Origin of the sequence: Mucilaginibacter oryzae (assembly GCF_003148845.1) — a bacterium.
Lineage (GTDB): Bacteria > Bacteroidota > Bacteroidia > Sphingobacteriales > Sphingobacteriaceae > Mucilaginibacter > Mucilaginibacter oryzae.
Genome location: NZ_QGHA01000014.1, coordinates 25,367 through 46,509, shown reverse-complemented (window position 1 = coordinate 46,509; position 21,143 = coordinate 25,367). Strand labels below are relative to the sequence as shown.

Below are 21,143 nucleotides of genomic sequence, written 5' to 3'. Positions count from 1 at the left end.
AAACAGCTTTAGGGCTATGAAGAAAATTATACAGGTTGTTGAAACTATAGCTTTTTTGTTTTCGGTATTATTGTTTTTACCGGCAAATTGTTTTGCGCAGGTACTCAATCAAATTGTAAAAAGCGCTGATCAATATTATCAGTCCGCCGTTCAGGAAAAAGTGTTTTTACATACCGACAAAAGCGTTTATATGCCCGGCGAAATTTTATGGTTTAAAGCCTATATCGTTAACGCAGATAACCAAAAGCCGCTTGATTTAAGTAAGGTTGCTTATGTTGATGTGCTTGATAGTAAACAAAACCCGGTAATGCAGGCCAAAATTGCGGTTGATAAAGGGCTTGGAAGCGGGTCGTTATACATCCCTGTCTCGCTTGTTAACGGCAACTATAAACTGCGAGCCTACACTAACTGGATGAAAAACTTTGATGCCGGTTATTATTTTGAAAAAAGCATAACTATTGTTAACCCGCTCAAATCACCGCCCGCCCCTGTAAAGGTGACAGCAAGCTATGAAGTACAGTTTTTTCCGGAGGGTGGCAACCTGATTGAGGGCATTACCAGTAAAGTTGCTTTTAAGGTGAGTAACCCAAACGGCGCTGTCAATAACTTTAGTGGGGTTATAGTAAACCAGCGCAACGATACCGTTTTACGCTTTCGCCCTTTAAAGTTTGGCATGGGGAACTTTTTGTTTAGCCCCGTGGCCGGTGATACCTATAAAGCCATTGTAAAAATTGACAAAAGCGCCTCGGTTAAAAAAGACCTACCCGCTATTAATAAAGCGGGTTATGTGATGGCATTGAACAACGGCGACGAAAAGCTCGAGGTTATCGTAAAAACAAAAAACGTTAACGCCGGAGCGATATATCTCGTGGCCCATACCAGACAAACCGTTACAGTGGCCGAAAGCGCTGTAGTGAGCGATGGCACAGCCCGTTTCAGTTTTGATAAAACGAGGTTGGGCGAGGGTATATCGCACCTTACAATTTTTGATGAAGCTAAACGCCCGGTTTGTGAACGGCTTTATTTTAAACGCCCCAAAAAGCAACTTATGCTCGAGGCAAAGGCTGATCAATCGGAATATGCATTGCGTAAAAAGGTAAACGTTAATGTTTCGGCGAGCGACCCTGCCGGGAAGCCTTTGGCTGCAAACCTGTCTATGTCTGTTTACCGGGTTGATTCTTTGCAACAGGTTGACGAGGGTGAAATATTCAGCTATCTGTGGCTTCGGTCGGATCTACGTGGAAATATCGACTCGGCGGCCTATTACATGAATACCGGAGCCGAGGCCGATGCAGCATTGGATAACCTGATGTTATCGCAGGGCTGGCGGCGTTTTCAATGGGATAATATTTTAAACAATAAAACGCCTTCATTTACCTTTTTACCCGAGCATGATGGCCACCTGATAACCGGAAAGATCAGCAGCACAGTAGCCGGCGCCCCTTTAAAAGACGTGGTAGCTTATTTAAGCGTTCCGGGCAAAAGAGTGCAACTGTTTGCTGCCAACAGCGATAGCACCGGTAAAATCACCTTTAACACAACGCAGCTTTATGGCCCCGGCGAAATAGTAGCCCAAACCAATACCGAGCGCGACTCGACTTACCGCATTGATATTTTTAGTCCTTTTTCTGAACAGATATCTGCTTATAGTGAACCTGAATTTCAACTGCTTCCCGCTATGCGACGGGCTGTTGAAGAGCATAGCCTTGCTGTACAGGTTCAAAATACTTATTCGGGAAACAAGATCAGGAACTTTTTTAACCCCGGAGTTGATAGCTCCGGTTTTTATGCAGTGCCTTATAAAACCTACCTGTTAGACAATTACACGCGCTTTACCACTATGGAGGAGGTGCTGAGGGAGTATGTGCGGGAAGTATGGGTTACCAGATCGCAAAAAAGATATCATATCAAAGTGCTTAACGGTAACGGATTCCTTGACGGCGATCCCCTGGTCTTGCTGGATGATGTGCCTGTGTTTAATATTGATAAAGTGATGGCCATTGATCCGTTAAAGGTAAGAAAGCTTGAAGATGTACCCTACAGATACTACTGGGGGCCGTCGGTACATGAGGGGATCTTAAGTTTCACAACCTATAAAGGCGACCTTGGGGGTGTAGAAATAGATCCGCATGCTGTTGTGCTTGATTATGAAGGGCTGCAGCTTCAGCGGGAGTTTTATGCGCCTGTTTATGATACCAGTACCTTAAAAAGCCATTTACCCGACTTCAGAACCACACTTTACTGGGCGCCGGAAATTAAAGCCGGATTGCAACAGAAAAACCAGGTATCATTTTACACATCAGATATCCCAGGAAAATATATCGGCGTGGTGCAGGGAATAACTGATTGGGGCGACGTCGGGAGCCGGTATTTTAGTTTTGAGGTACGATGATTTTTTAGACCTCCGGATGTTTCCATGTGTTTGATTGGTTACTGATAATAAAGGTTTTAACCTGTCGCTGAACAAGACTTTTAACCGGGTCTGATATTTTGATAGTTTTTCTTTAAAAAAGATTTTGTATGAAGTGAAATGATTTTTATATTTGCACTCCCAAATGGGAGGAGTGGTAGTTCAGCCGGTTAGAATACATGCCTGTCACGCATGGGGTCGCGGGTTCGAGTCCCGTCCATTCCGCAGAAAGCAATGTCAAAATTGACTAAAAGCCTGTAAATCATCGATTTACAGGCTTTTTTGTTTGTCCGAAAACACCAAAATATGCATGTTTTAGCATAAAAAAGGTGAGCAATTCGGTGAGCATATTAAAGCTAAAAAAATGCTCACCAGAAACACCATAAGTAACTGATATAGAAGATGTTCAGCGAGTGAACATCTTGATTGCAAATGATGGAATAATCAATTTTGTTTCACTATTTAATTCATTTGTAATGAGAACTAACATCAATTTGCTTTTTTATTTAAAGAAGCGCTCTACCTACAAGAACGGTCCTGTAGCCATTTATCTGCGGTTTACCGTTGATGGTCAAAGAGCTGAAGCCTCAACCGGCAAAACTTGCGACCCATCCCGCTGGAATACACAAGCAGACCGTGCTATCGGCACCAAAGAAGACGCTCGAACCCTAAACTCTTATCTCGACACTTTACAAGCCAAAGCCCAGGAGATTCATCGATGGATGACGGCTAATGACGAAATGGTTACCGCCGAAAGTCTCAAAAATCGCTTTATTTATTGGTAAAACAGAAAAGGTACGCACCTTGATTAGCGTGTTTGAAGATCATAATCAAAAGATGCGCAGCCTGGTAGGACAGGAATTTGAGAAGAGCACACTGCAGCGTTACGAAACGGCCTTAATGCATACTAAAGATTTCATGCAAGGGCAGTATAATGTATCTGATATACCTATCACCAAAATCAATTTTGAATTCCTGAATGACTTTGAATACTACCTGCGGAGCGTGCGTAGGTGTGCGAATAATTCGGCGATCAAGTATATTAAAAACTTGGGCAAGATTGTCCGTATCTGTTTAGGAAATGGCTGGCTTACAGTTGATCCCTATCTGAATTATAAACCCAAAACAAAGAAAGTTCATCGGGTAGTGCTGACAAGAGAAGAATTGAGAGCGATTGCGGATAAGCAATTTCCCGTAGAAAGGCTGCAATTGGTTAGGGATATTTTCTGTTTAGCTGTTACACCGGACTTGCCTATGTAGATGTTAAGAAGCTTAAACGTTCTGAAATGGTTAAGGGGATCGATGGTGATCTGTGGATTTACACTAACCGCCAGAAAACAGATACCCTATCTCGCATTCCCATTTTGCCGGCAGCGTTAAAAGTAATCGAAAGATACGAAGACAATCCGCAATGTATTGTCGATGACCTATTGCTACCGGTAATGAGCAATCAAAAAATGAATGCCTATTTAAAGGAAATTGCCGACTTGTGTGGTATTGCCAAATTACTGACCTTCCATATCGCCAGACACACGTTTGCTACAACTGTAACACTTAATAACGGCGTTCCGATTGAGAGTGTAGCGAAAATGATGGGTCACACCAGCATTAAAACTACACAGATTTATGCTAAAGTAATGGATCATAAGATCAGTTCCGATATGGCTACACTTAAGACCAAGTTATCATCAATTAACTAACTACTAACCTTCAATTGACAAATATTCACAAATATTAGGCACTTTGTATAGTTATTGGTTAAATTTGGGTATGATAAAAGAAATCAATAAAAGGGTGGTGTTGGTACAATGGAAACGTTTTGCAGGCATTGATATTGATGTATTTTCAAGTCTGAAAGGTTTTTGCGATAGCTACCCGGATTTTAATTATCATACCCTTAATAATTATCTTTCTAAAAAAAAGATCCCATTCGAAAATGACGAGGTTAAAATAGAACGGCAGCCTCTGATACAGAAAATCAGCAGACCCAATCTATCGCCCGTATTATTCTGGGACTTTGAGTTTGATAAAATTGATTGGAGACGGTCAAGACTGACTATTATTGAGCGGGTGCTTAATAAAGGCGATCAATCAGATTGGAAAGAGATAATACGATTTTATGGCCAGGATAATCTGATCCACGCTTTAAAGGAAGAAATCAACTATTTAACCGATATGACTGTAGAAGCTGTTTGTGAATATTTTCAGTTGAGCAAAACTGAGCTCAAATGTTACACGAAGAAACAGTTAAACCAGGGACACTGGATCTAATCTACAAGCTGATGCGTGATCAGCAATTCAAATCTTTTTACCTTGTTGGCGGAACCGCTTTAGCATTAAAGCTGGGCCATAGAGAATCCATTGATATTGATCTTTTCAATACCGGAGATTTTGATGCCGTAAAATTAGCGTCGCATCTGGAAAAACAATACAACGCATTAATCAGAAGGCAAAAAAGCAACTACGTTAGTGGAAGTATTTTTGATGTGGACTTTGACCTGATCAGTCATAAATACCCGGCGGTTAAACAAATCGAAACCATTCAAGGAATTCGAATGATGTCTTTAGAAGATATCGCCGCAATGAAAATAAATGCAATAGTTCATAGCGGACAACGAATAAAGGACTTTATTGATATTCATTATCTACTTCAGGAATTTGAATATAATGACATACTGGAGTTCTACTGTAGCAAATATCCTAATGTGAATCGTACTCAAGCTCGTAATTCGCTTCTTTATCACAATGATATTGATTTTAACGTTCCTGTAATTCTTAAAGATAAAAGCTTAAGATGGCAGCACGTAAGTATTAGTATTAACGATGTCATAGCTAAACATGATAGAGAGCTGCAAAATCGAGGATTTAATCGGGACGATGATAATTCTGAAAATATCGGTCCTAATAGAGGTGGTTATAAATGTAATAGCGACTATTTGATCTGACAGTTGTGTATTTTTATAAGTTGTCAGATTTGATTTGTGAATATAGTTTTATAAAAGATAGTACATCTTGTCAGTTTTATATTTATGCGGAGAATCATGGCTATATTCTCCGCAAATTTGCGGAGAATAAAACTGACAATTTATATCGGTGTAGCTATATAGCTAGATATATGGCTATTACAATCTTAGCCGACTGGCCCAATAATCACAAACACACCCAGTCATATCACCGCTTAAACAACCTGAGCTGTTAGCAGGAAAATTGTCAAGGTCCACGGCAATAGCCGTGGTTTATATACCCTTGACGATTTTCCTGCGTAGCTAATTTTGTGACTTCGGTGCTGTGACTAACCGATAACCTGCGGGCTGGAAAGGCAGGTGTGTATGAGGAACGATTACACTCCTGCACGCGCGGTGGCGAGGCTGGCGGCGAAATGGAACCCGGAGCGCGCGGTGTAACGGAGTCGCCTGCCGCAACCGCATAGCCGGATTTGTTGGTTTGCTTTTTTAATATTTTCTTTACTGCTTCTGTTTTTTGGCTTTTTTTCATCCCTCCCGGCGCTATATACACAAGGTGGCCCAATTTTGTTATTTATTATTAACGTAAATAATAGCTAAATCTTCGCAAGTTATATGATTAATAGTATTTTCGTTTAAGGAAAACAATGGCGACTTATAAAAATTTAACGGACCTGCAATTGATCGATCTGCTGAAAAAAGATGACGAAAGTGCATTTGAGGAGATTTACATACGTTATGCGGAAACACTGACAGATTTTACCTCATCGAAACTTTTCAACTTTGATGACGCGAAAGATATTATTCATGATTTGTTTGTTAGACTCTGGTCTGAGCGGAAAAACATTCAAGTGGACAGTCACCTCAAGGCTTATTTGTTTAAAATAACCAGACATCGTATTGTCGATACAATCAGAAAAAATATAACCCGGGAAGAATATGCTGCGATGCTGCAAAGGCTTGAAAATTATACGGATACACCGGTAGAACAAAAAATCGCAGCTGAAGAATTGAAGGAAAGAATCCAGTATTCTCTGAAGGAATTGTCGCCCAGAGTAAGAGAGGTATATATGATGAGCCGTGAAGATAATCTCACTATACCTGAAATTGCGGAACGTCTGGGAGTTTCTGAGCAAACGGTTAAAAACCAACTTTCTTCAGCGTTAAAACATTTGCGTCAATCGCTCGCTGCGGCGTCGTCAATCGCCCTTGTATTTTGGTCGCTTCAATAAAGACTAAAAATATTTTATTTTTATATAGTACTAATAAGCTGTCCAAACGACTACTGGCAAATCACAGGTGAAAAATGAGTCGTGGACAAGCAAATAAATTGTTAGATCGCTATCTTAACGGAACTTCCACTAAAGAGGAAAATGCGCAAATAGAAAATTGGCTTGATAAAAGCAATGACTTTCATTCAGAATGGTCGCGACTAAATTCTGTCTCAAAAGCCGAATGGCTTTCGAGCGTATTTCGCGATATCAATAATACAGTTCATACACCTGATGTCGTACACCTAAAAAGGTCGTGGTCTCGGTTTGGGACAGCAGTGGCGGCGGCTATTCTGGTAATCGCGAGTTTTACCTATTTATTCTGGCCTTTACTCCAGTCCAGACGCCATCCGGTGGAATTGACTACAATTTACTCACCTAACGGGACAAAAAAACAAATAATCCTTGCTGATGGAAGCCGAGTATGGATGAACGCCGGTTCCGCATTAAGGTATGCAAAGATATTTAACGGAAAAGTAAGGGAAGTTTATCTTTTAGGAGAAGCATATTTTAATATTATACACGACAAGTCCAGGCCGTTTATCATTCATACGGGGAATGTTGTAACAACTGTGCTGGGTACTTCATTCAATGTCAAGGAAGATAAACGTAATCACATTGTCGAGGTGACCGTACATAGCGGCAAAGTAAGTGTGGCAAACGGAAATAAGTTACTAGGCGTACTTACACCTAACCAGCAGATCAAATTTAATACCTTAAAAAATGAGCTTGTTAGGTTAAATGTGGATATCGGTAACGTAGTCGCCTGGCAACAAAATTCCTTCAACTTTGATGATATAAGTTTTGCAGATGCAGCGCTGAAATTACAAAAGCATTTTAATGTGAAGATCGGTTTTCGGAATGAGCAATTGAAAAATTGCCGTTTTTCCGGAACATCAATTAAGGGCGACAGATTGGATGAAATTTTAAAAGTGATCTGTGCATTTAATCATGCAACTTTTGAAACCAAGCCGGATGGCAGTATTATAATAGAGGGTTCCGGATGTAACTAACAACAGCAATAATGAAAAAGCGCTAACGATCTATACCATGTTTTATCTTCAAGGCAGGATAAAATAGCCCGCAGGCCGACTGGCATCGGTCTACGGGCTACCCGAGAAAATCGGGGTTTTAAAGAATCTGAGTCACTTAAAACATTTAAAAATATGAATATTTCTGCAAAATTGCGGAAGAAGGGGAGATTATGCGATCTCCTTTTCGCCTGGAAAATACAAAATAAACAAATCATCTGTCAGTTAATGCGTATAAGTGTACTCATAACATTCATCATATTAAGTAGTATTCAATTGCTGTTGGCAAATTCTGCAAAAGGTCAGAATATGAATAGTGATCAGGTTACCTTGGGGTTGGATAATGAAAGCCTTTTAACTGGATTGAAAAAAATCGAAGGACAAACAACCCTTCGTTTCTATTATCGCAAAGAAGATATCAAAACCTTAACCGAGCTTAACCTTCCAAACAGGAAGAGGACTATCGCGCAAACGCTGGAGGAACTATTAAAGAACACATCTCTTTCCTTTCGGCAAATCGGTGATAACATTCTTCTCGAACGGAGCGGGATGGATATAAATTACCAGATCAAAGGCAGGATCGTCGACGTCAACCACAAACCCATTGCCTACACGACCGTAAGTATCGTAAAGCCGGAACTCGGGCGGGTGATACAGTCAACACATACGGATACGATGGGCGTTTACAATCTTACTGTGCAGGAAGCAGGGGCGTACCTGTTAAACGTCACACAGGTAGGAATGGACAGCCTGTCAATCCCGTTGACAATTTCCAACAGAAAGGTGCTACAGTTGCCCGACATCACTGTAACTATTTCAACCAAACAGCTGGACCAGGTAACTGTAATAGCAAAAATCCCTCCAATAGAGAACCGGGGAGATCGTTATGTCGTCAACGTTTCCAATAGTACAATGGCTACTTCAAGTTCACTGCAATTGTTGAAAGTTCTGCCATTTGTCAGGGTGACGCCAGCTAAAGAGGTCAAACTCGAAGATAAGAACACGCTGATACTATTGGATGGAAGGCCGGTTCCCGGCGTTGCAACTTCTGATATTTTAGACAATCTTAAAGTCAATGATATTGAAAAGATTGAGTTGATCACCCAACCCTCCGCTAAATATGACGCCAACTATGGAGCTGTCATTAATATTATCACCAAGAAAAGGCAGACTGTGGGCTTTACCGGTAATCTGATCGGAGACGATTCCCAAGGTATTTATAACTCAGGTTCAGTATCTGCGAACGTAACTTACAAAAGCGAGAAATTCACCATAACTGGCCGGACTTCATACGGACATACTAACGAATATTATCTGGATGATAACAATAGGGTGGAAAGTAGCGGCCCGGTAATTCAGAGGCTTCAGGATAGTACAAGACGCTTGTATAAAAATAACAATTATTCCGTCCAGTTAGGAGCTGATTATAAGTTGAATTCGGATCAGACCCTCGGCATCCAGATTTATGGACGTCTTAATCACACACCGGGAAATTTTGACGCAATGGCTAAATTCAGAAGCGTTAGCGTAGTTCCCGATTCAATAGTCAGAACGAATAGTTTATTTAAAAATGACGGTTACACTTTTAATTATAATATAAATTATCACCTACTTACAGATTCAGCAAAGAACGACCTCTCGATGCTCTTTACGTATACTCCATACAAACTGACATTAAATCAGTCGGCATTTCCTAAATTGTATGACGGCGAAGGCGCTTTTGAGAAAGACATCAGTCCTTATCAAACTTATGGGCGCTCGTTAGTAAAGATCTATATCGGGCAAGCAGATTATGTTAGGAAATTTAATGGTAATCAAACCCTTGAAGCTGGCGGTAAATTTCAAAACACCGATTCCCATAATCTTCAAAGTTATAGCGTTTCCGAAATGACCAGCGTAAACAGCATCGCCGGATACACGACGAACACGGACTTACGGGAGACGATAATCGCAGGATATGGCATATACAGTAAAAATTGGAAAAAGGACAATTTAAGCTTTGGAATGCGGATAGAAAACACAACTACTTCTGGTTTCTCTTTGAAGAATTATAATTATATTAATTATTTCCCTAATGCTAAATGGAACCATCAATATAATAACGACTATTCGCTGTCTTTGTCCTATGGGAAATTCATCAATCGCCCTCCATATCAAGAGTTACTGCCTTACAAGGTCGTTACCGATCAGTATACGATCATGCAGGGAAATATAAACCTGAAACCGAGTTATGATCACACATTTACTGGAAATGTCAGGATCAAAAATCTCAATGTATCCCTTGAGTATACCCATACTACCGCTCCTTTTTTTCAGTTACCTGTCGACGAAGATGCAGGCAATCAAATTACTACCTTTGCTTTTGAAAATCTAAATTCGGCGAACAAATTTTCACTGAATACTTATTATTCCCTTGACATTTTTAAATGGTGGAATTTGGGACAAAGCATTTCAACCGGGCATAATTCCGCATCAGGCACTGTGCTGTCAGGGCGATCAAGCTTGAACTCTTATTTTTTTATCGCAAATAACAGCCAGACATTTAACTTCTCAAAAAAAATAAAGTTTGCTCTTAACGCGTACTACGTTTCTGCTGGTAATGTAGGTTTGACCAAGCTTAAAGCATATGGGAATTTAGATGCGAGTGCGATATTTAACATTTCTTCGAAGCTCCAATTTACGTTATCAGGTGAAGAAATACTTAAACGGCTAAAATACCACTCGATGAGTGATTACGGACTGCTAAACAGCGAAGTATACACCTCGTCGGATAGCCGTCGGATCAGGGTAGGTCTTATCTATTCGTTTGGAAAGTCTCAAATAAAAGACGTGAAAAAGAAATTAGGAAACGATGATGCAACAGGAAGGCTTTGATCTGTCGGCAATCAACTGGAACTTATTAATGGTTCCGAATATGATTAATCTCTTATGATAGGGCGTCCCAGTTCCGGACTTCGATACCAGCTATATCATGAAATGTTAAAAAAAAGCCTTCATGTAGCTATCAACATTTCCGTTATTTTTCCCTAAACCAAGTGCTATTTCTCAGCTAAAGAAATGAATTTAAGTTTTCATCAGCAGATCTTCGTCAGAACGGCCAACGAGTCCTTTGACGATTTCAATTACGACGATTTGCGCGTGATCATCAAAGAACGGAGATTTCAACACGCTATTTTTTTTGCGAGCGAAACGTTGCACAGCGAACTTCACCAACGGGATTTTGTTTACGATGATCTTCCGGAAAAGGTAAGAACAAGTTTAAAGAAGTATTATAATCGTTTATGTTTCCGTGCCACACCTTTCGGGCTTTTCGCCTCGACGGGCATCATAAGCTGGGGGAAAAACCATGGCGCATCTGTTCAGACTCTAAGTCGTAGTGCTTACATTTACCCCGACTTCCCATTATTATTAAATATATATAGGGATGAGGCAACGCGCGTTCACGACCTTCAGACTTATCTAGCAAACAACACCATTTACAGAGTATCGAATGGCTATCGTTACATCAGTTTTATAAAGGATATTAATGGAAACCGATTTCAATTGAATTCACTTGAGCGGAATTCTTTTCTTTCGAAAATATTGATATATGGCCGGGAAGAAAGGACGAAGCAGCAGTTGGTTCAATATTGCGTCGATCAGGGTGTCGACAGCAATGAAGCAGCCTATTTTATTAAACAGGCGATCGACGGCAATTTATTTTATCAAGGATTAGTACCGCGCCATGTTGGCGAGCCCTATTTTTTGAAATTATTTACACTACTTGACAGATCCGGGATGTCGGATAGCCAGCGAATGGAAATTATCGATTTATTTAGCCGGCCATATAAGCAGGGAAATATTCCGCTGATGAAGATATTGGAGATTGGGCGGAATTTTCGCCCTCGGCATCCGCTCAATAAATTCTATGTAAATTCCACTGCAACTTTTAATAATTGCCTCCCGGAAGAGTACCAGGCAAAAATCATGGAGGGGTTAATGTGCCTTGATAGACTTTCATCTAATGATCAGCCGCCGGCGTTAAAAAAATTCAAAAAAGATTTTTTAGCTCGTTTTGATAAGCAGGTCGTTTCTTTGGCAAATGCTCTTGATCCAGAGTTGGGCATTGGCTATGCTGACCTGGCTGCTAAAATCTCAGACAATATCTTATTGGAAGATCTTCATCATGAACCAGTTTATCAGGAGGGTAATCCGACCTTCGGACCGCTACATCAGCTCCTGGTGAAGAAATTACAGCAGGCGCAGCCATATGAATCTATTACCCTTAACGATAACGATCTCGACATGCTGCCTCTTCCCAATTCCTTGTTCCCACCAAGTTTTTCTGTGCTTTTCCAGCTAAAAGGGGAGTTTGTTGTTATGGAGAAGGTTGGCGGTGTTTCCGGGGCCGCTTTGCCGGCAAGATTCGCTGTGTTCAATAAGGATCTGGAGGCCTATACAAATGAGATAGTCAGTCAAGAGCAAAAGATAAACGATCAGGTGGTCTTCGCAGAGGTTTCCGCTATGATAGACGGAAAAGCGGCCAATGTGGTCACCAGAAATAAAACATATGAACATGAGATCTCGATCCTGTTAGCGCCTTCGGTTGAGTCACATAGAAACATTGGTTTAGATGACCTGTATATTAGTGTAGTGGACGATAAAATCATATTACGGTCCAGAAAGCTCAATAAAGTAATAATACCAAGATTCAGCAGCGCATTTAATTACAACAGGCATGATCTATCGATATTCCGGTTTTTATGCGACCTTCAGTACCAATCGGTTAAAAGTGACTTTTCATTCAGCTTTTTAAAGTTGTTCCCTGGCCTTAGTTTTTATCCACGTCTTGTCTATAAATTTTGCATTATCAGCAGGGCAACCTGGGTTATCGGGCATTCCGAACTGAATTTGATTTTTTATAGCCCCGAACCTGAAATAGCATGTAAACAACTCTGGTCCCAAATCAATCTGGCCACCCGCTTTACAATATCAGATCAGGATAACGAAATTTTTTTTGATCAAAAATGGGTGGGGGCTACTGCTCTTTTTATCAGTATGATCAAGAATAAAACATCTTTGACATTAAAGGAGGCTATTTTGCCTGAATCTACCATGATCAAGGATATGAACGGTAGGTCATTGGCCAACGAGATGGTCGCTTGTATCATTAATCGGGATAATGTTTACAGTCCTGTCCCCGCTCCCCCAACAGGTTATCCGAAAAGGATCGGAAGAGGCCATATCCCGGGAGATGAATGGTTATACTACAAATTATACGGGGCACCAGTTACGCTGACAAAGATTATTGAAAAGCCACTATACGATTTGATTCGAAAACTTTCCAGGTCAGAATTGCTCAATCAATGGTTTTTTATCCGTTATTATGACCCTATGCCACATTTGAGGATCCGGATACGCTTAGACCGGAAGCATTTGGGGAGAGCCATACCCATTTTTAATGCTATTTTTAATAAGTTGTACCAATCCGGGGCTTTGTCTTTAATACAGCTCGATACCTATAGCCCGGAGTTGGAACGGTATGGAATTGACCATTATCCGATGGTGGAAAATATATTTCAATCAAGTAGTCGTTGCGCAATGAAATTCGCGCGGCATTATCGTAATGGCCGGATCGACAACTTTAGTTTGGGAACCGTACTGTTGATGGTGCATCATATATTGCTGATCTTATCACCAGACCTACCGCAGCGGCAAAAAATCACCCATGGTATCGTATGCCGATTTTCGGAAGAATTTATTGACAAACCACATCGTGTTCTTTTAAATCAGAAATTCCGAAAATGTAAGGGGCTGATAAGTGACGCCCTCGAAGGGGCCGGAGAGACGAAACTGTTGAACAAATTAGAGTTCGGCCTTTTGCTCAATCAGATAAGATCATTGAATGTCAGCCTTTCCGGGGAGAGTTCACAGATGAGACTATCCTTGTTCACGGATATTATCCACATGCATTTAAACCGATTATTCATGGAAGAACAACGCCGGCAGGAGTTTGTAATTTATTATTTGCTGGAAAAATATTATACGATGATGTTGTCAAGAAACAAAAGTTAATTGTCCTTTCTCTTGGAGATAATAGCATGTTCATTGATAACCTGCATTAGACTGGCTTTATAATTCGCCCCGACAGGAAGAGAAACAGCATCTTTAACGGCCACCATATTTCCATCAATTGACTGTATCTTATTTAGGTTAACAATATAAGATTTGTGTATCCTGAGAAAGGGTCCATCCAGCAATGCAGATTCGATTTCGGCCATTGTGAGATAGGTTGTATGTTTTTTTAGTCCGGAATGGATAATAATGTAATTCTTTAGGCCTTCGACATACACGATTTCGCTGAATGATAATTTTATCATCTTTCCTTTTGTTCCAGGGTTGATAAAAAAGTAATCGGGTTTAGCGAGCTGTTTATGGGCGATCGGCTTTATGCGTTCTTTGATCTTCATGGCCGATCTTAAAAATTTCTGGTAGGATACCGGCTTTAGCAAGAAATCGTAAACATTCGTCTCGAAGGCAGGTAGCGCATATTCTGAGAATGCAGTAATATAAATGATGGGCAACCCCTCAGGTAGCAGCCCAGCGAGTTCAAAGCCTGTAAGTTTCGGCATATCGATATCAAGATAGATCAGATCCGGATTCAACCCTTTCGCGATTTCGTTTACGCCCTGTATCGGATTGGTAAATGCCCCGATCAAATTAAAACCAGCAGTTTTGTCTATATAATCTGTTAAGGTCTCGATGGAGTAGGCTTCGTCATCTATAATAATACAATTAATCATTGGGATTTGATAGATAAGGTTAAGGTATATTCCCGGGCATTGTCGTCAACATTCAGCTCAAAAGTGTCGGGATAACTTTGAGATAGTCTTTTCCTCACGTTATCCATTCCTATACCATGGGAAAATTGATATTTTGCATAATTCTTTTTATTACTGACCCGGAAAAGAATATTTCCGTCTTCTGAGCTAAGGGTGATCATCGCTGGATATTTCGGGTCTGCAAGATCTCCGTATTTAAAAACATTCTCTACTATAGTGATTAGTAGCAGCGGGATTATTTTAACACCGGAAAGTTCTCCCTGATGAACAAATTCGATATTGATTTTGTGGTCGAAGCGTAAGCGATTTATCTCAATGTAATTTTCAATATGTTCGATTTCTTTCTCAATAGGTGTTTTACCGTCTTCTTCGGGCTTCTTCAACGCATATCTCATGATATCAGCTAATAAAACTACCGTTTCTGCAGTCTGACCAGAATGTTTTTTGACCTGATTATGTATAAAGCCAAGTACGTTGAAAAAGAAGTGGGGGTTGATCTGCGCTTTAAGAAAACTGTTCTCGGTTTCCAGCAGCTTTCTTTCCAATTCCTCAAATTCAATTTTCTCCAGGAGTCGTTGTTCGATCAACTTAGATATTTCCGCACGCTGTTTCAGGGCCGACATGAAATACCAGTAACCGGTGCTCAAACCGATAAAATATATGGCCCGCCATATGCTTTCCGCAATGAAAAAATATCCAAACAGCCCTTGCCTGTTTTTATAGATCTGAAAATAAAGTAAGAGCTCATAAAGCAGGTATTTAACAATGATGTAGCCGCCGATTTCCAGCAAAACATAGATGATGGTTATCAATAGTTTGCCCTTTGTCGATCTTCTTGAATCCCTGGTGAGTATAACATATGTATTGAAATAAAATAGCAGAATATTAATCAGATAATGACCCGAATAATCAAAAAAATTAGACAGCTTTTTACTGAATGAATAGCTTACAAGAACTTCATATGTTATAAATAACACCCAGCAAATGAGATGATTTCTGATTGTTTTAGCTGGTATTGCTTTCATTAATTGTTTATCGGTTTTGGTATCTATTATATCAGAGTAGGTGTAATATTATTTTTCATTTAACTCTAATAAAATAAACTTGAAAGCTAAGCAAATCAAATTATGAAAACAAAAAAATTGAAAAACTTAAAGATCAAGGTTATTGCACAATATCAAACCAATTTTTCCGGCGCTGGCCAGCATGAGACTGACCCTATCACTGTCACAACAATAGCGGTCACACATTTTGGAAGGTATAAGTAGTTATTAAATAATGTGTTATGTTGGATCGGAAAGCGGGCGGATTTGAAAGATTTGGTAGTCTGCCAGGATGATCTGTAAAAAACGATAGTATTTACTCCGTTGAGATTAAGAAATTTGTCTTCTCAACGGAGTACGGCAATAGATGTAACAATACATTATTACAAAACTATTACAAATTACAAAGCGAGTTTCCGCCACTGCATATTAGGCATTCTTAAGAGTTAGCATTCAGCTGCGGATATCCGGGGCCATGAGTTGCGACCGGACATTCACAACTATTAAGTGACCGAAGATGTTTCTTCGGTGATTTCCTGTAAACGATGTATTCCGAAAGACATACGGATCTGAAGATACATTTAATTAAAGGCAAGGTAACTGCAAATGTTACACACTTTCGGGAAAAAGGATCCCTGACTGATTCCCATGAGATTTTGCTGTCTTTCCCGGTTTGTAGATCAAGGGCTTGAGGTAATCATAAGCTGTAATAGCCGTTTCACTGTAATGATTGATCTTGCTGTATAATTCTTCTGAAAGCAGGTAGTTGGATTTTTCAATGATGGTTTTAACCTGAATAAGTGCTAATATCTTCAGGATATCATAAATGAGAGTTGTTTCTGCTTGCAACAACTCAGTAAGTTCCGTCAGAAAAGCTAGGTAGTCTTCTGCATAATATGACGCAAACAAGTTCAGCCATTCCCTGATGATCTTTCGGTCCGGGGTATTCACAACAAATGTCAGGTCGTTGAAAATTTCGTAAAACATTGCTGCTTTATCATTTTCATTTTGCTTTGAATTAACTATAGAGTGGATAAGTCCTCTGACATATTCGTAAGCATACCCTTCACGGATATATTCAATAGAAGTCCAAATTCGTGGTTCCCGGATAGTCATTCCGAATAGCATGGTTTGCTCGCCGTTGAAAAGGTAATTCAGGATCTCAAATTCGAACTTCCAACTTTTTTGCAAATTTCCTCCCGCAAGATATATCCTGGCAAGGTTCTTATTTTGCTCAATCAGTCTTAAAACGAGGGTGGTCATGCCCATGCTGATCATCATATCGCAAAGTGAAATACACTCCAGAGTGAGATTAAATGCCCTTTTAAAATCCTTTATTTTATAGTAATATAATGCTTCAACCGATAAAACCCATTGTTTTACATATAAATAATCGTATTCTTCTAATTGGTGTAGGTCGGCTTGTTCAAATAATTTGTATTCGGCGTACCCTTCCTCCGGATTTTTATGCATAACAGATGTCAGGCTTCCAAATTTGCCGCTGATCGTGTCCAATTTGTTCACATGTTCCTTATCACTAAAGACTCCGGCTGCTTCCTTACCTAAAAGAATGCGTTGTAATTTAACGCTATCATAAAGCATGGTGGATTTAGTAGAAGATGGCGGAAATGATTTAAAATTTTCCGATAATTGATCTAAGAGTTGATGAATGGTCATATTACGCGATCATTAATAGTTCGTTGAATGCCGGAAGCTCCGGCTTTAAATATCTCATTAAAGTGATGCCAATACCTGCAACTCCCCAGCCGAATGAAAGGTTCCAAAAATCTTTTTCCTTGGTAGTCATGCTATAGAAGCCAGCAAAATCATTTTCGTAACTCGCAAATCGCGGAATTTCCTGATACCAATACCCGGCAGCTTTATGGCATTCCTGATCATCTGTTAAATCAAAAAGCGCGTTGAACATCTCTGCCAGGCCTGCTGCGCCATAAGTTATACTTGCATCCCTCGGGTAAATACCAGGTTTTCGTTCATAGGATTCTTTAAGGATTTTATGAATTATATCATCCAAGTCATCATTTTTTATGAATCGCCGTGCTTTCACCAATGATAACGCAACACTAAGGTCGCCATAACATATGCAGAATGGTTTTTCGTCGAATGATTCATCGCCATTACTTATCGGAAAATGCCCGTATTTTACTTGTCTTTTGTGTTTCAGCACAAAAGGAACTGACTTTTCCAGTATTTCCAGGCACAAAGCTGTTTCAATCCCCTTTTCAGCCAGACTTCCCACAATTGAAATGATCATCGCTGAACCATGTGAAATCCCGAAATAGGTATTTCGGTATAACGTCGGGCTTTCCCAATACCAGTGTCCCTCGTCATCCTGAATGGCCTTATCAGCAATACCATGAACCAGCTCAGAGAGATTTACCTTCACTTTGTCGTTTGAGGATAACCTGCTTAGGAAATAATATCCTGACGCTACTGCCCCACTGTTATAATCGAAGTCCCCTATAGTGATTTTGCTGCGCATGAGTCCGGCAAGCGCATTATCTAATTGCTCGAGGTAGGAATTGACATTTATTTCCAAGAGTTTATGCCTGTTGCAGAACTCTACGAAACGACCGATACCCGCCAGGTGGTTATCAAGAGAATCCGACGAATATACTTTAACGAACTGTTTTATATCAAATGCAGCCATGCCTGCAGTGAATACTTCCCTTGCCGAATCCAAATATTGACTGTCTTCAAGGAACAGTCCATAATAGAAATGAAAAAGAGCTGCACCTGTCCTCCCCGAGTCCAGCGACATATTGTTATTAAAAAGCGCCAAATTTGAGTTCAGAGAAAGAGCGATTTTAGAGATCGTTTTGAACATATGTTCTTTTTGAAAGCTTTTATCTGTCATTTGCTTTTTGCTTTAAGGGATAGGATCTGAAATAGATTTAAGTCTTCTATGGAGATCTGAATTATCTTTTTTTTTCCATCCCGGAAGAGTGAGCCGTTCAGAATACCTGTGGTATTATTGCCAATGGAGTCCATCTTAACCAGTAATAAATTTTGTTTTGCTCCAATGATTTTTCCTGAATACTTTTGTGACATGATTTTGTCTTCGGTGAAACTTACCTTGCGATGCATCATCTCAAATCCAAAACGATTTAAAGTTTTACTATCTACCATGCATTCAATTATTGATCCTTGTTGAGTGTTGTTTTTCAATTGACATTCACCTGCCAATTGAAACACGCAATCAAAATTCCAGGCGATAAGCATCGCAATCAAGACGATAATTATCATCGTGAAAAGCCCCCATCTGACAATGAAATTAGGTTTAAGGTTGTTGACTTTATCGAATATAAGTACTTCAGGCATAGTAAATGATTATTGATTTAATAAGACATCGTTTTCAAGCTGGTTTTTAATCAGGTCGTAATATCTCCCCCTTTTTTCCAATAAATCAAAATGATTCCCTTTTTCCATGATTTCCCCGTTCTCAACCACGACAATCTGATCCGCATTCTTAATGGTACTTAAGCGGTGAGCAATGATAACCACGGTTTTACCGTGGAACACTCCTCTGAAATTATCCATGATAATTGACTCGTTGTTGGCATCCAACGCACTGGTTGCTTCGTCGAAGAAAAGATATTCAGGGTCTTTATATACAGCCCTCGCGATCAGCAAACGCTGTTTTTGTCCGCCACTTATACCCATCCCCGCGTTACCTATAATGCTCTGCAGGCCAAGGGGAAGCCTGCTAATGAATTCTTCAAGGTTTGAGACTTTGATCGCATGATTTAATTTCTGAAGATCGATCTCGGATGGATCCGCAGTCAGAACTATATTCCTGGAGATCGTGTCAGAAAAGATATAGCCATCTTGCATAACCGTGCCGCATTTACTCCGCCATTTAGATGGGTCAATGGTAATCAGGTCCTGTCCGTCAATCGTGATCGATCCGGAAGATGGTTCATAGAACTTAAGCAGAAGTTTTAACAAAGTAGTTTTTCCGCTTCCACTGGAGCCCACTATGGCTGTTGTTTTTCCCTTTGGAATCAACAAATTAAAACCTTTTATGACTTCTGGAAGACTGTCGAGCCCATAACGAAAACCAACACCGCTGATGGTGATGCCGGGTTCGGTTATATCGGGAATATTCAGGGAAATATCTCCGGTTTGAGTCATCCGCGCTGAATGTTTTTGTGTAAGGGTATACTCGTCGTCCAGATACTGTATCTCATTTAGCCGTTCAAACGAAATTTTTGCATCCTGTATACTCTTAAAAAAGTTGATCAGCTGACTTAAGGGGTTATTCATTTGACCGATGATAAACGAAACGCTTAACATTTCACCAATGGTCAGATGGCCCTTGACGACGGCAATGGCCGCTATATAAGACAGCGAGAAATTTTTAAGCTGGTTCAGTGTGTTAGACCCTATTTCCTGGATCTGTTCGAGGGCGAGAATCTTCGAAGTGATCAAAAACAGCTTCCCTTGAATGTTCTCCCAGTTACTGGTTTTTCCCTGTTCCCAGGTGTTTGTTTTTATTTCATGAATGCCTTCGACGATTTCGTATACAGCATTTTGATTTTCACGGAGGAATTGAAACCTGATGTAGTCATATTCTTTGCGCTTATTTAAAAAATATACGATCCAAAGCACAGATAGTGTACAGCCCAATAAAAAAATGATCAATAGTTTGACACTATACAGACAGAGCATGATGGCGAAAATGACCAGGTTGGTCAGGGAAAAAAAAGTACTGAGTGCAGAGCCGGTTAGAAATGCTTCGACCTTACTATGATCATTAATCCTCTGGGTTACGTCACCTATATTTTTGGTGTCAAAAAACATCATGGGCAGGCGCATTAACTTATTAAGGTAATCAGAAATTACCGTTAGGCTAACCCGGATATTGATATGCAATACAAGCCAGTTCCTGATGATATCAAATAACGCCGTTCCAATAAATATGAAGAGTTGGCAAATCAATATCAATGTTATAATATTGATATTCTGACCGGAAATACCAATATCAACAAGCTTCTGAGTCAATAATGGTAACGCCAGGATCAACGCGTTTCCGAGAAGCATACTTAACAGGACGTGGAAGAAATGTTTCCTGTAAGGTCCCAGGTAGTTCTTTATTGCAGCCCCGATATTCAGCTTATTGTTCTCAAATCCACCGATCTTCGGATCTGTTTCGGGCGTTAGAACCAGCATAAATCCTGACATCTTGTTGCCAATCCAGGAGTTGATAAATTCTTCGTAATCAAGAGATAGTAAGCCATGTCCTGGATCTGCGACCATAAACTTCCATTTCTTCACATCATCCGTTTTGCGCTTGATCCTGTACAATACAACGAAATGTCGTTCGTTCCAATGGATGATCAAGGGAGAACTTAAATTGAAAAGTATATCAGTCGTCGCACGAAAACCCTCCGCTTTAAGACCCAGCTTCATGGCCGCTGATCGAAGACCGAAGAAAGTAACCCCCGTTTTATTCATTCCACATAAAGCCCGCAGATGATCGATCGGATAAGACCGGCCATAATAACCTAAGATCATTCTTAAACATGTAGGGCCGCAATCCATGTTATCGAATTGCTTGTAAAATTTGAACTTTCCCATACGCAT

General features: G+C 40.1%; 16 protein-coding genes and 1 tRNA gene. 11 read left to right on the top strand and 6 right to left on the bottom strand.

Features of this window, described 5'->3' with window-relative positions:
* The first annotated feature begins 16 nt into the window (after positions 1–16).
* From LX99_RS22510 to LX99_RS22465, 11 genes are all read left to right on the top strand, one after another.
* Positions 17–2,392, top strand: a complete 2,376-nt coding sequence (locus tag LX99_RS22510; protein ID WP_109609884.1) for an MG2 domain-containing protein — start codon at positions 17–19, stop codon at positions 2,390–2,392.
* Between the two features lie 169 nt (positions 2,393–2,561).
* Positions 2,562–2,635: transfer RNA gene (locus LX99_RS22505), tRNA-Asp, on the top strand.
* A gap of 251 nt (positions 2,636–2,886) precedes the next feature.
* On the top strand, positions 2,887–3,195 hold the full coding sequence (locus LX99_RS26410) for an Arm DNA-binding domain-containing protein (protein ID WP_342769438.1): 309 nt from the start codon (positions 2,887–2,889) through the stop codon (positions 3,193–3,195).
* The gene (locus tag LX99_RS26405; RefSeq protein WP_342769437.1) at positions 3,143–3,670 is read left to right on the top strand and encodes a phage integrase SAM-like domain-containing protein; all 528 of its coding nucleotides are present in this window, start codon (positions 3,143–3,145) and stop codon (positions 3,668–3,670) included. Before LX99_RS26410 ends, LX99_RS26405 begins: the two co-directional genes overlap by 53 nt.
* A gap of 26 nt (positions 3,671–3,696) precedes the next feature.
* The gene (locus LX99_RS26400; protein WP_342769436.1) at positions 3,697–4,110 is read left to right on the top strand and encodes a site-specific integrase; all 414 of its coding nucleotides are present in this window, start codon (positions 3,697–3,699) and stop codon (positions 4,108–4,110) included.
* Positions 4,111–4,180: 70 nt separating this feature from the next.
* Positions 4,181–4,681, top strand: a complete 501-nt coding sequence (locus LX99_RS22495) for a DUF6922 domain-containing protein (protein ID WP_109609883.1) — start codon at positions 4,181–4,183, stop codon at positions 4,679–4,681.
* Positions 4,639–5,355, top strand: a complete 717-nt coding sequence (locus LX99_RS22490; protein WP_109609882.1) for a nucleotidyl transferase AbiEii/AbiGii toxin family protein — start codon at positions 4,639–4,641, stop codon at positions 5,353–5,355. The genes LX99_RS22495 and LX99_RS22490 overlap by 43 nt, the downstream gene beginning before the upstream one ends.
* Before the next feature lie 665 nt (positions 5,356–6,020).
* Positions 6,021–6,605, top strand: coding sequence for an RNA polymerase sigma factor (locus LX99_RS22480; RefSeq protein WP_109609880.1), 585 nt, complete (start codon positions 6,021–6,023; stop codon positions 6,603–6,605).
* A gap of 74 nt (positions 6,606–6,679) precedes the next feature.
* Positions 6,680–7,657, top strand: a complete 978-nt coding sequence (locus tag LX99_RS22475) for a FecR family protein (protein WP_109609879.1) — start codon at positions 6,680–6,682, stop codon at positions 7,655–7,657.
* Between the two features lie 153 nt (positions 7,658–7,810).
* Complete coding sequence (locus LX99_RS22470; protein ID WP_109609878.1) at positions 7,811–10,549, top strand: outer membrane beta-barrel protein; 2,739 nt, start codon at positions 7,811–7,813, stop codon at positions 10,547–10,549.
* A 183-nt stretch (positions 10,550–10,732) separates the two neighbouring features.
* The gene (locus tag LX99_RS22465) at positions 10,733–13,729 is read left to right on the top strand and encodes a lantibiotic dehydratase (RefSeq protein WP_109609877.1); all 2,997 of its coding nucleotides are present in this window, start codon (positions 10,733–10,735) and stop codon (positions 13,727–13,729) included.
* Here the strand turns inward: LX99_RS22465 and LX99_RS22460 are convergent.
* The 6 genes from LX99_RS22460 to LX99_RS22435 all read right to left on the bottom strand — a co-directional run bounded on the left by LX99_RS22460 (position 13,726) and on the right by LX99_RS22435 (position 21,137).
* The gene (locus tag LX99_RS22460) at positions 13,726–14,457 is read right to left on the bottom strand and encodes a LytR/AlgR family response regulator transcription factor (protein WP_109609876.1); all 732 of its coding nucleotides are present in this window, start codon (positions 14,455–14,457) and stop codon (positions 13,726–13,728) included. The genes LX99_RS22465 and LX99_RS22460 overlap by 4 nt on opposite strands.
* Positions 14,454–15,521 (bottom strand): sensor histidine kinase, encoded by a 1,068-nt coding sequence (locus LX99_RS22455; protein ID WP_109609875.1) that lies wholly within the window; start codon positions 15,519–15,521, stop codon positions 14,454–14,456. Before LX99_RS22455 ends, LX99_RS22460 begins: the two co-directional genes overlap by 4 nt.
* 627 nt (positions 15,522–16,148) lie before the next feature.
* Entirely contained in the window at positions 16,149–17,216 is a 1,068-nt protein-coding gene (locus LX99_RS22450) for a hypothetical protein (protein WP_146203195.1), read from the bottom strand.
* Position 17,217: 1 nt separating this feature from the next.
* Entirely contained in the window at positions 17,218–18,414 is a 1,197-nt protein-coding gene (locus LX99_RS22445) for a lanthionine synthetase LanC family protein (RefSeq protein WP_109609873.1), read from the bottom strand.
* Positions 18,411–18,878: a hypothetical protein gene (locus LX99_RS22440; protein ID WP_109609872.1), complete on the bottom strand. Its 468-nt coding sequence runs from the start codon at positions 18,876–18,878 to the stop codon at positions 18,411–18,413. The genes LX99_RS22445 and LX99_RS22440 overlap by 4 nt, the downstream gene beginning before the upstream one ends.
* A 9-nt stretch (positions 18,879–18,887) precedes the next feature.
* Complete coding sequence (locus LX99_RS22435) at positions 18,888–21,137, bottom strand: peptidase domain-containing ABC transporter (RefSeq protein WP_170122773.1); 2,250 nt, start codon at positions 21,135–21,137, stop codon at positions 18,888–18,890.
* Between the last annotated feature and the right edge of the window lie 6 nt (positions 21,138–21,143).

What these genes read in the sequence shown, in the direction of transcription:
- LX99_RS22510 (WP_109609884.1), top strand. Translation starts at nt 17, where the DNA reads ATGAAGAAAATTATACAGGTTGTTGAAACTATAGCTTTTTTGTTTTCG.
- LX99_RS26410 (WP_342769438.1), top strand. Translation starts at nt 2,887, where the DNA reads ATGAGAACTAACATCAATTTGCTTTTTTATTTAAAGAAGCGCTCTACC.
- LX99_RS26405 (WP_342769437.1), top strand. Translation starts at nt 3,143, where the DNA reads ATGACGAAATGGTTACCGCCGAAAGTCTCAAAAATCGCTTTATTTATT.
- LX99_RS26400 (WP_342769436.1), top strand. Translation starts at nt 3,697, where the DNA reads ATGGTTAAGGGGATCGATGGTGATCTGTGGATTTACACTAACCGCCAG.
- LX99_RS22495 (WP_109609883.1), top strand. Translation starts at nt 4,181, where the DNA reads ATGATAAAAGAAATCAATAAAAGGGTGGTGTTGGTACAATGGAAACGT.
- LX99_RS22490 (WP_109609882.1), top strand. Translation starts at nt 4,639, where the DNA reads ATGTTACACGAAGAAACAGTTAAACCAGGGACACTGGATCTAATCTAC.
- LX99_RS22480 (WP_109609880.1), top strand. Translation starts at nt 6,021, where the DNA reads ATGGCGACTTATAAAAATTTAACGGACCTGCAATTGATCGATCTGCTG.
- LX99_RS22475 (WP_109609879.1), top strand. Translation starts at nt 6,680, where the DNA reads ATGAGTCGTGGACAAGCAAATAAATTGTTAGATCGCTATCTTAACGGA.
- LX99_RS22470 (WP_109609878.1), top strand. Translation starts at nt 7,811, where the DNA reads ATGAATATTTCTGCAAAATTGCGGAAGAAGGGGAGATTATGCGATCTC.
- LX99_RS22465 (WP_109609877.1), top strand. Translation starts at nt 10,733, where the DNA reads ATGAATTTAAGTTTTCATCAGCAGATCTTCGTCAGAACGGCCAACGAG.
- LX99_RS22460 (WP_109609876.1), bottom strand. Translation starts at nt 14,457, where the DNA reads ATGATTAATTGTATTATTATAGATGACGAAGCCTACTCCATCGAGACC.
- LX99_RS22455 (WP_109609875.1), bottom strand. Translation starts at nt 15,521, where the DNA reads ATGAAAGCAATACCAGCTAAAACAATCAGAAATCATCTCATTTGCTGG.
- LX99_RS22450 (WP_146203195.1), bottom strand. Translation starts at nt 17,216, where the DNA reads ATGACCATTCATCAACTCTTAGATCAATTATCGGAAAATTTTAAATCA.
- LX99_RS22445 (WP_109609873.1), bottom strand. Translation starts at nt 18,414, where the DNA reads ATGACAGATAAAAGCTTTCAAAAAGAACATATGTTCAAAACGATCTCT.
- LX99_RS22440 (WP_109609872.1), bottom strand. Translation starts at nt 18,878, where the DNA reads ATGCCTGAAGTACTTATATTCGATAAAGTCAACAACCTTAAACCTAAT.
- LX99_RS22435 (WP_170122773.1), bottom strand. Translation starts at nt 21,137, where the DNA reads ATGGGAAAGTTCAAATTTTACAAGCAATTCGATAACATGGATTGCGGC.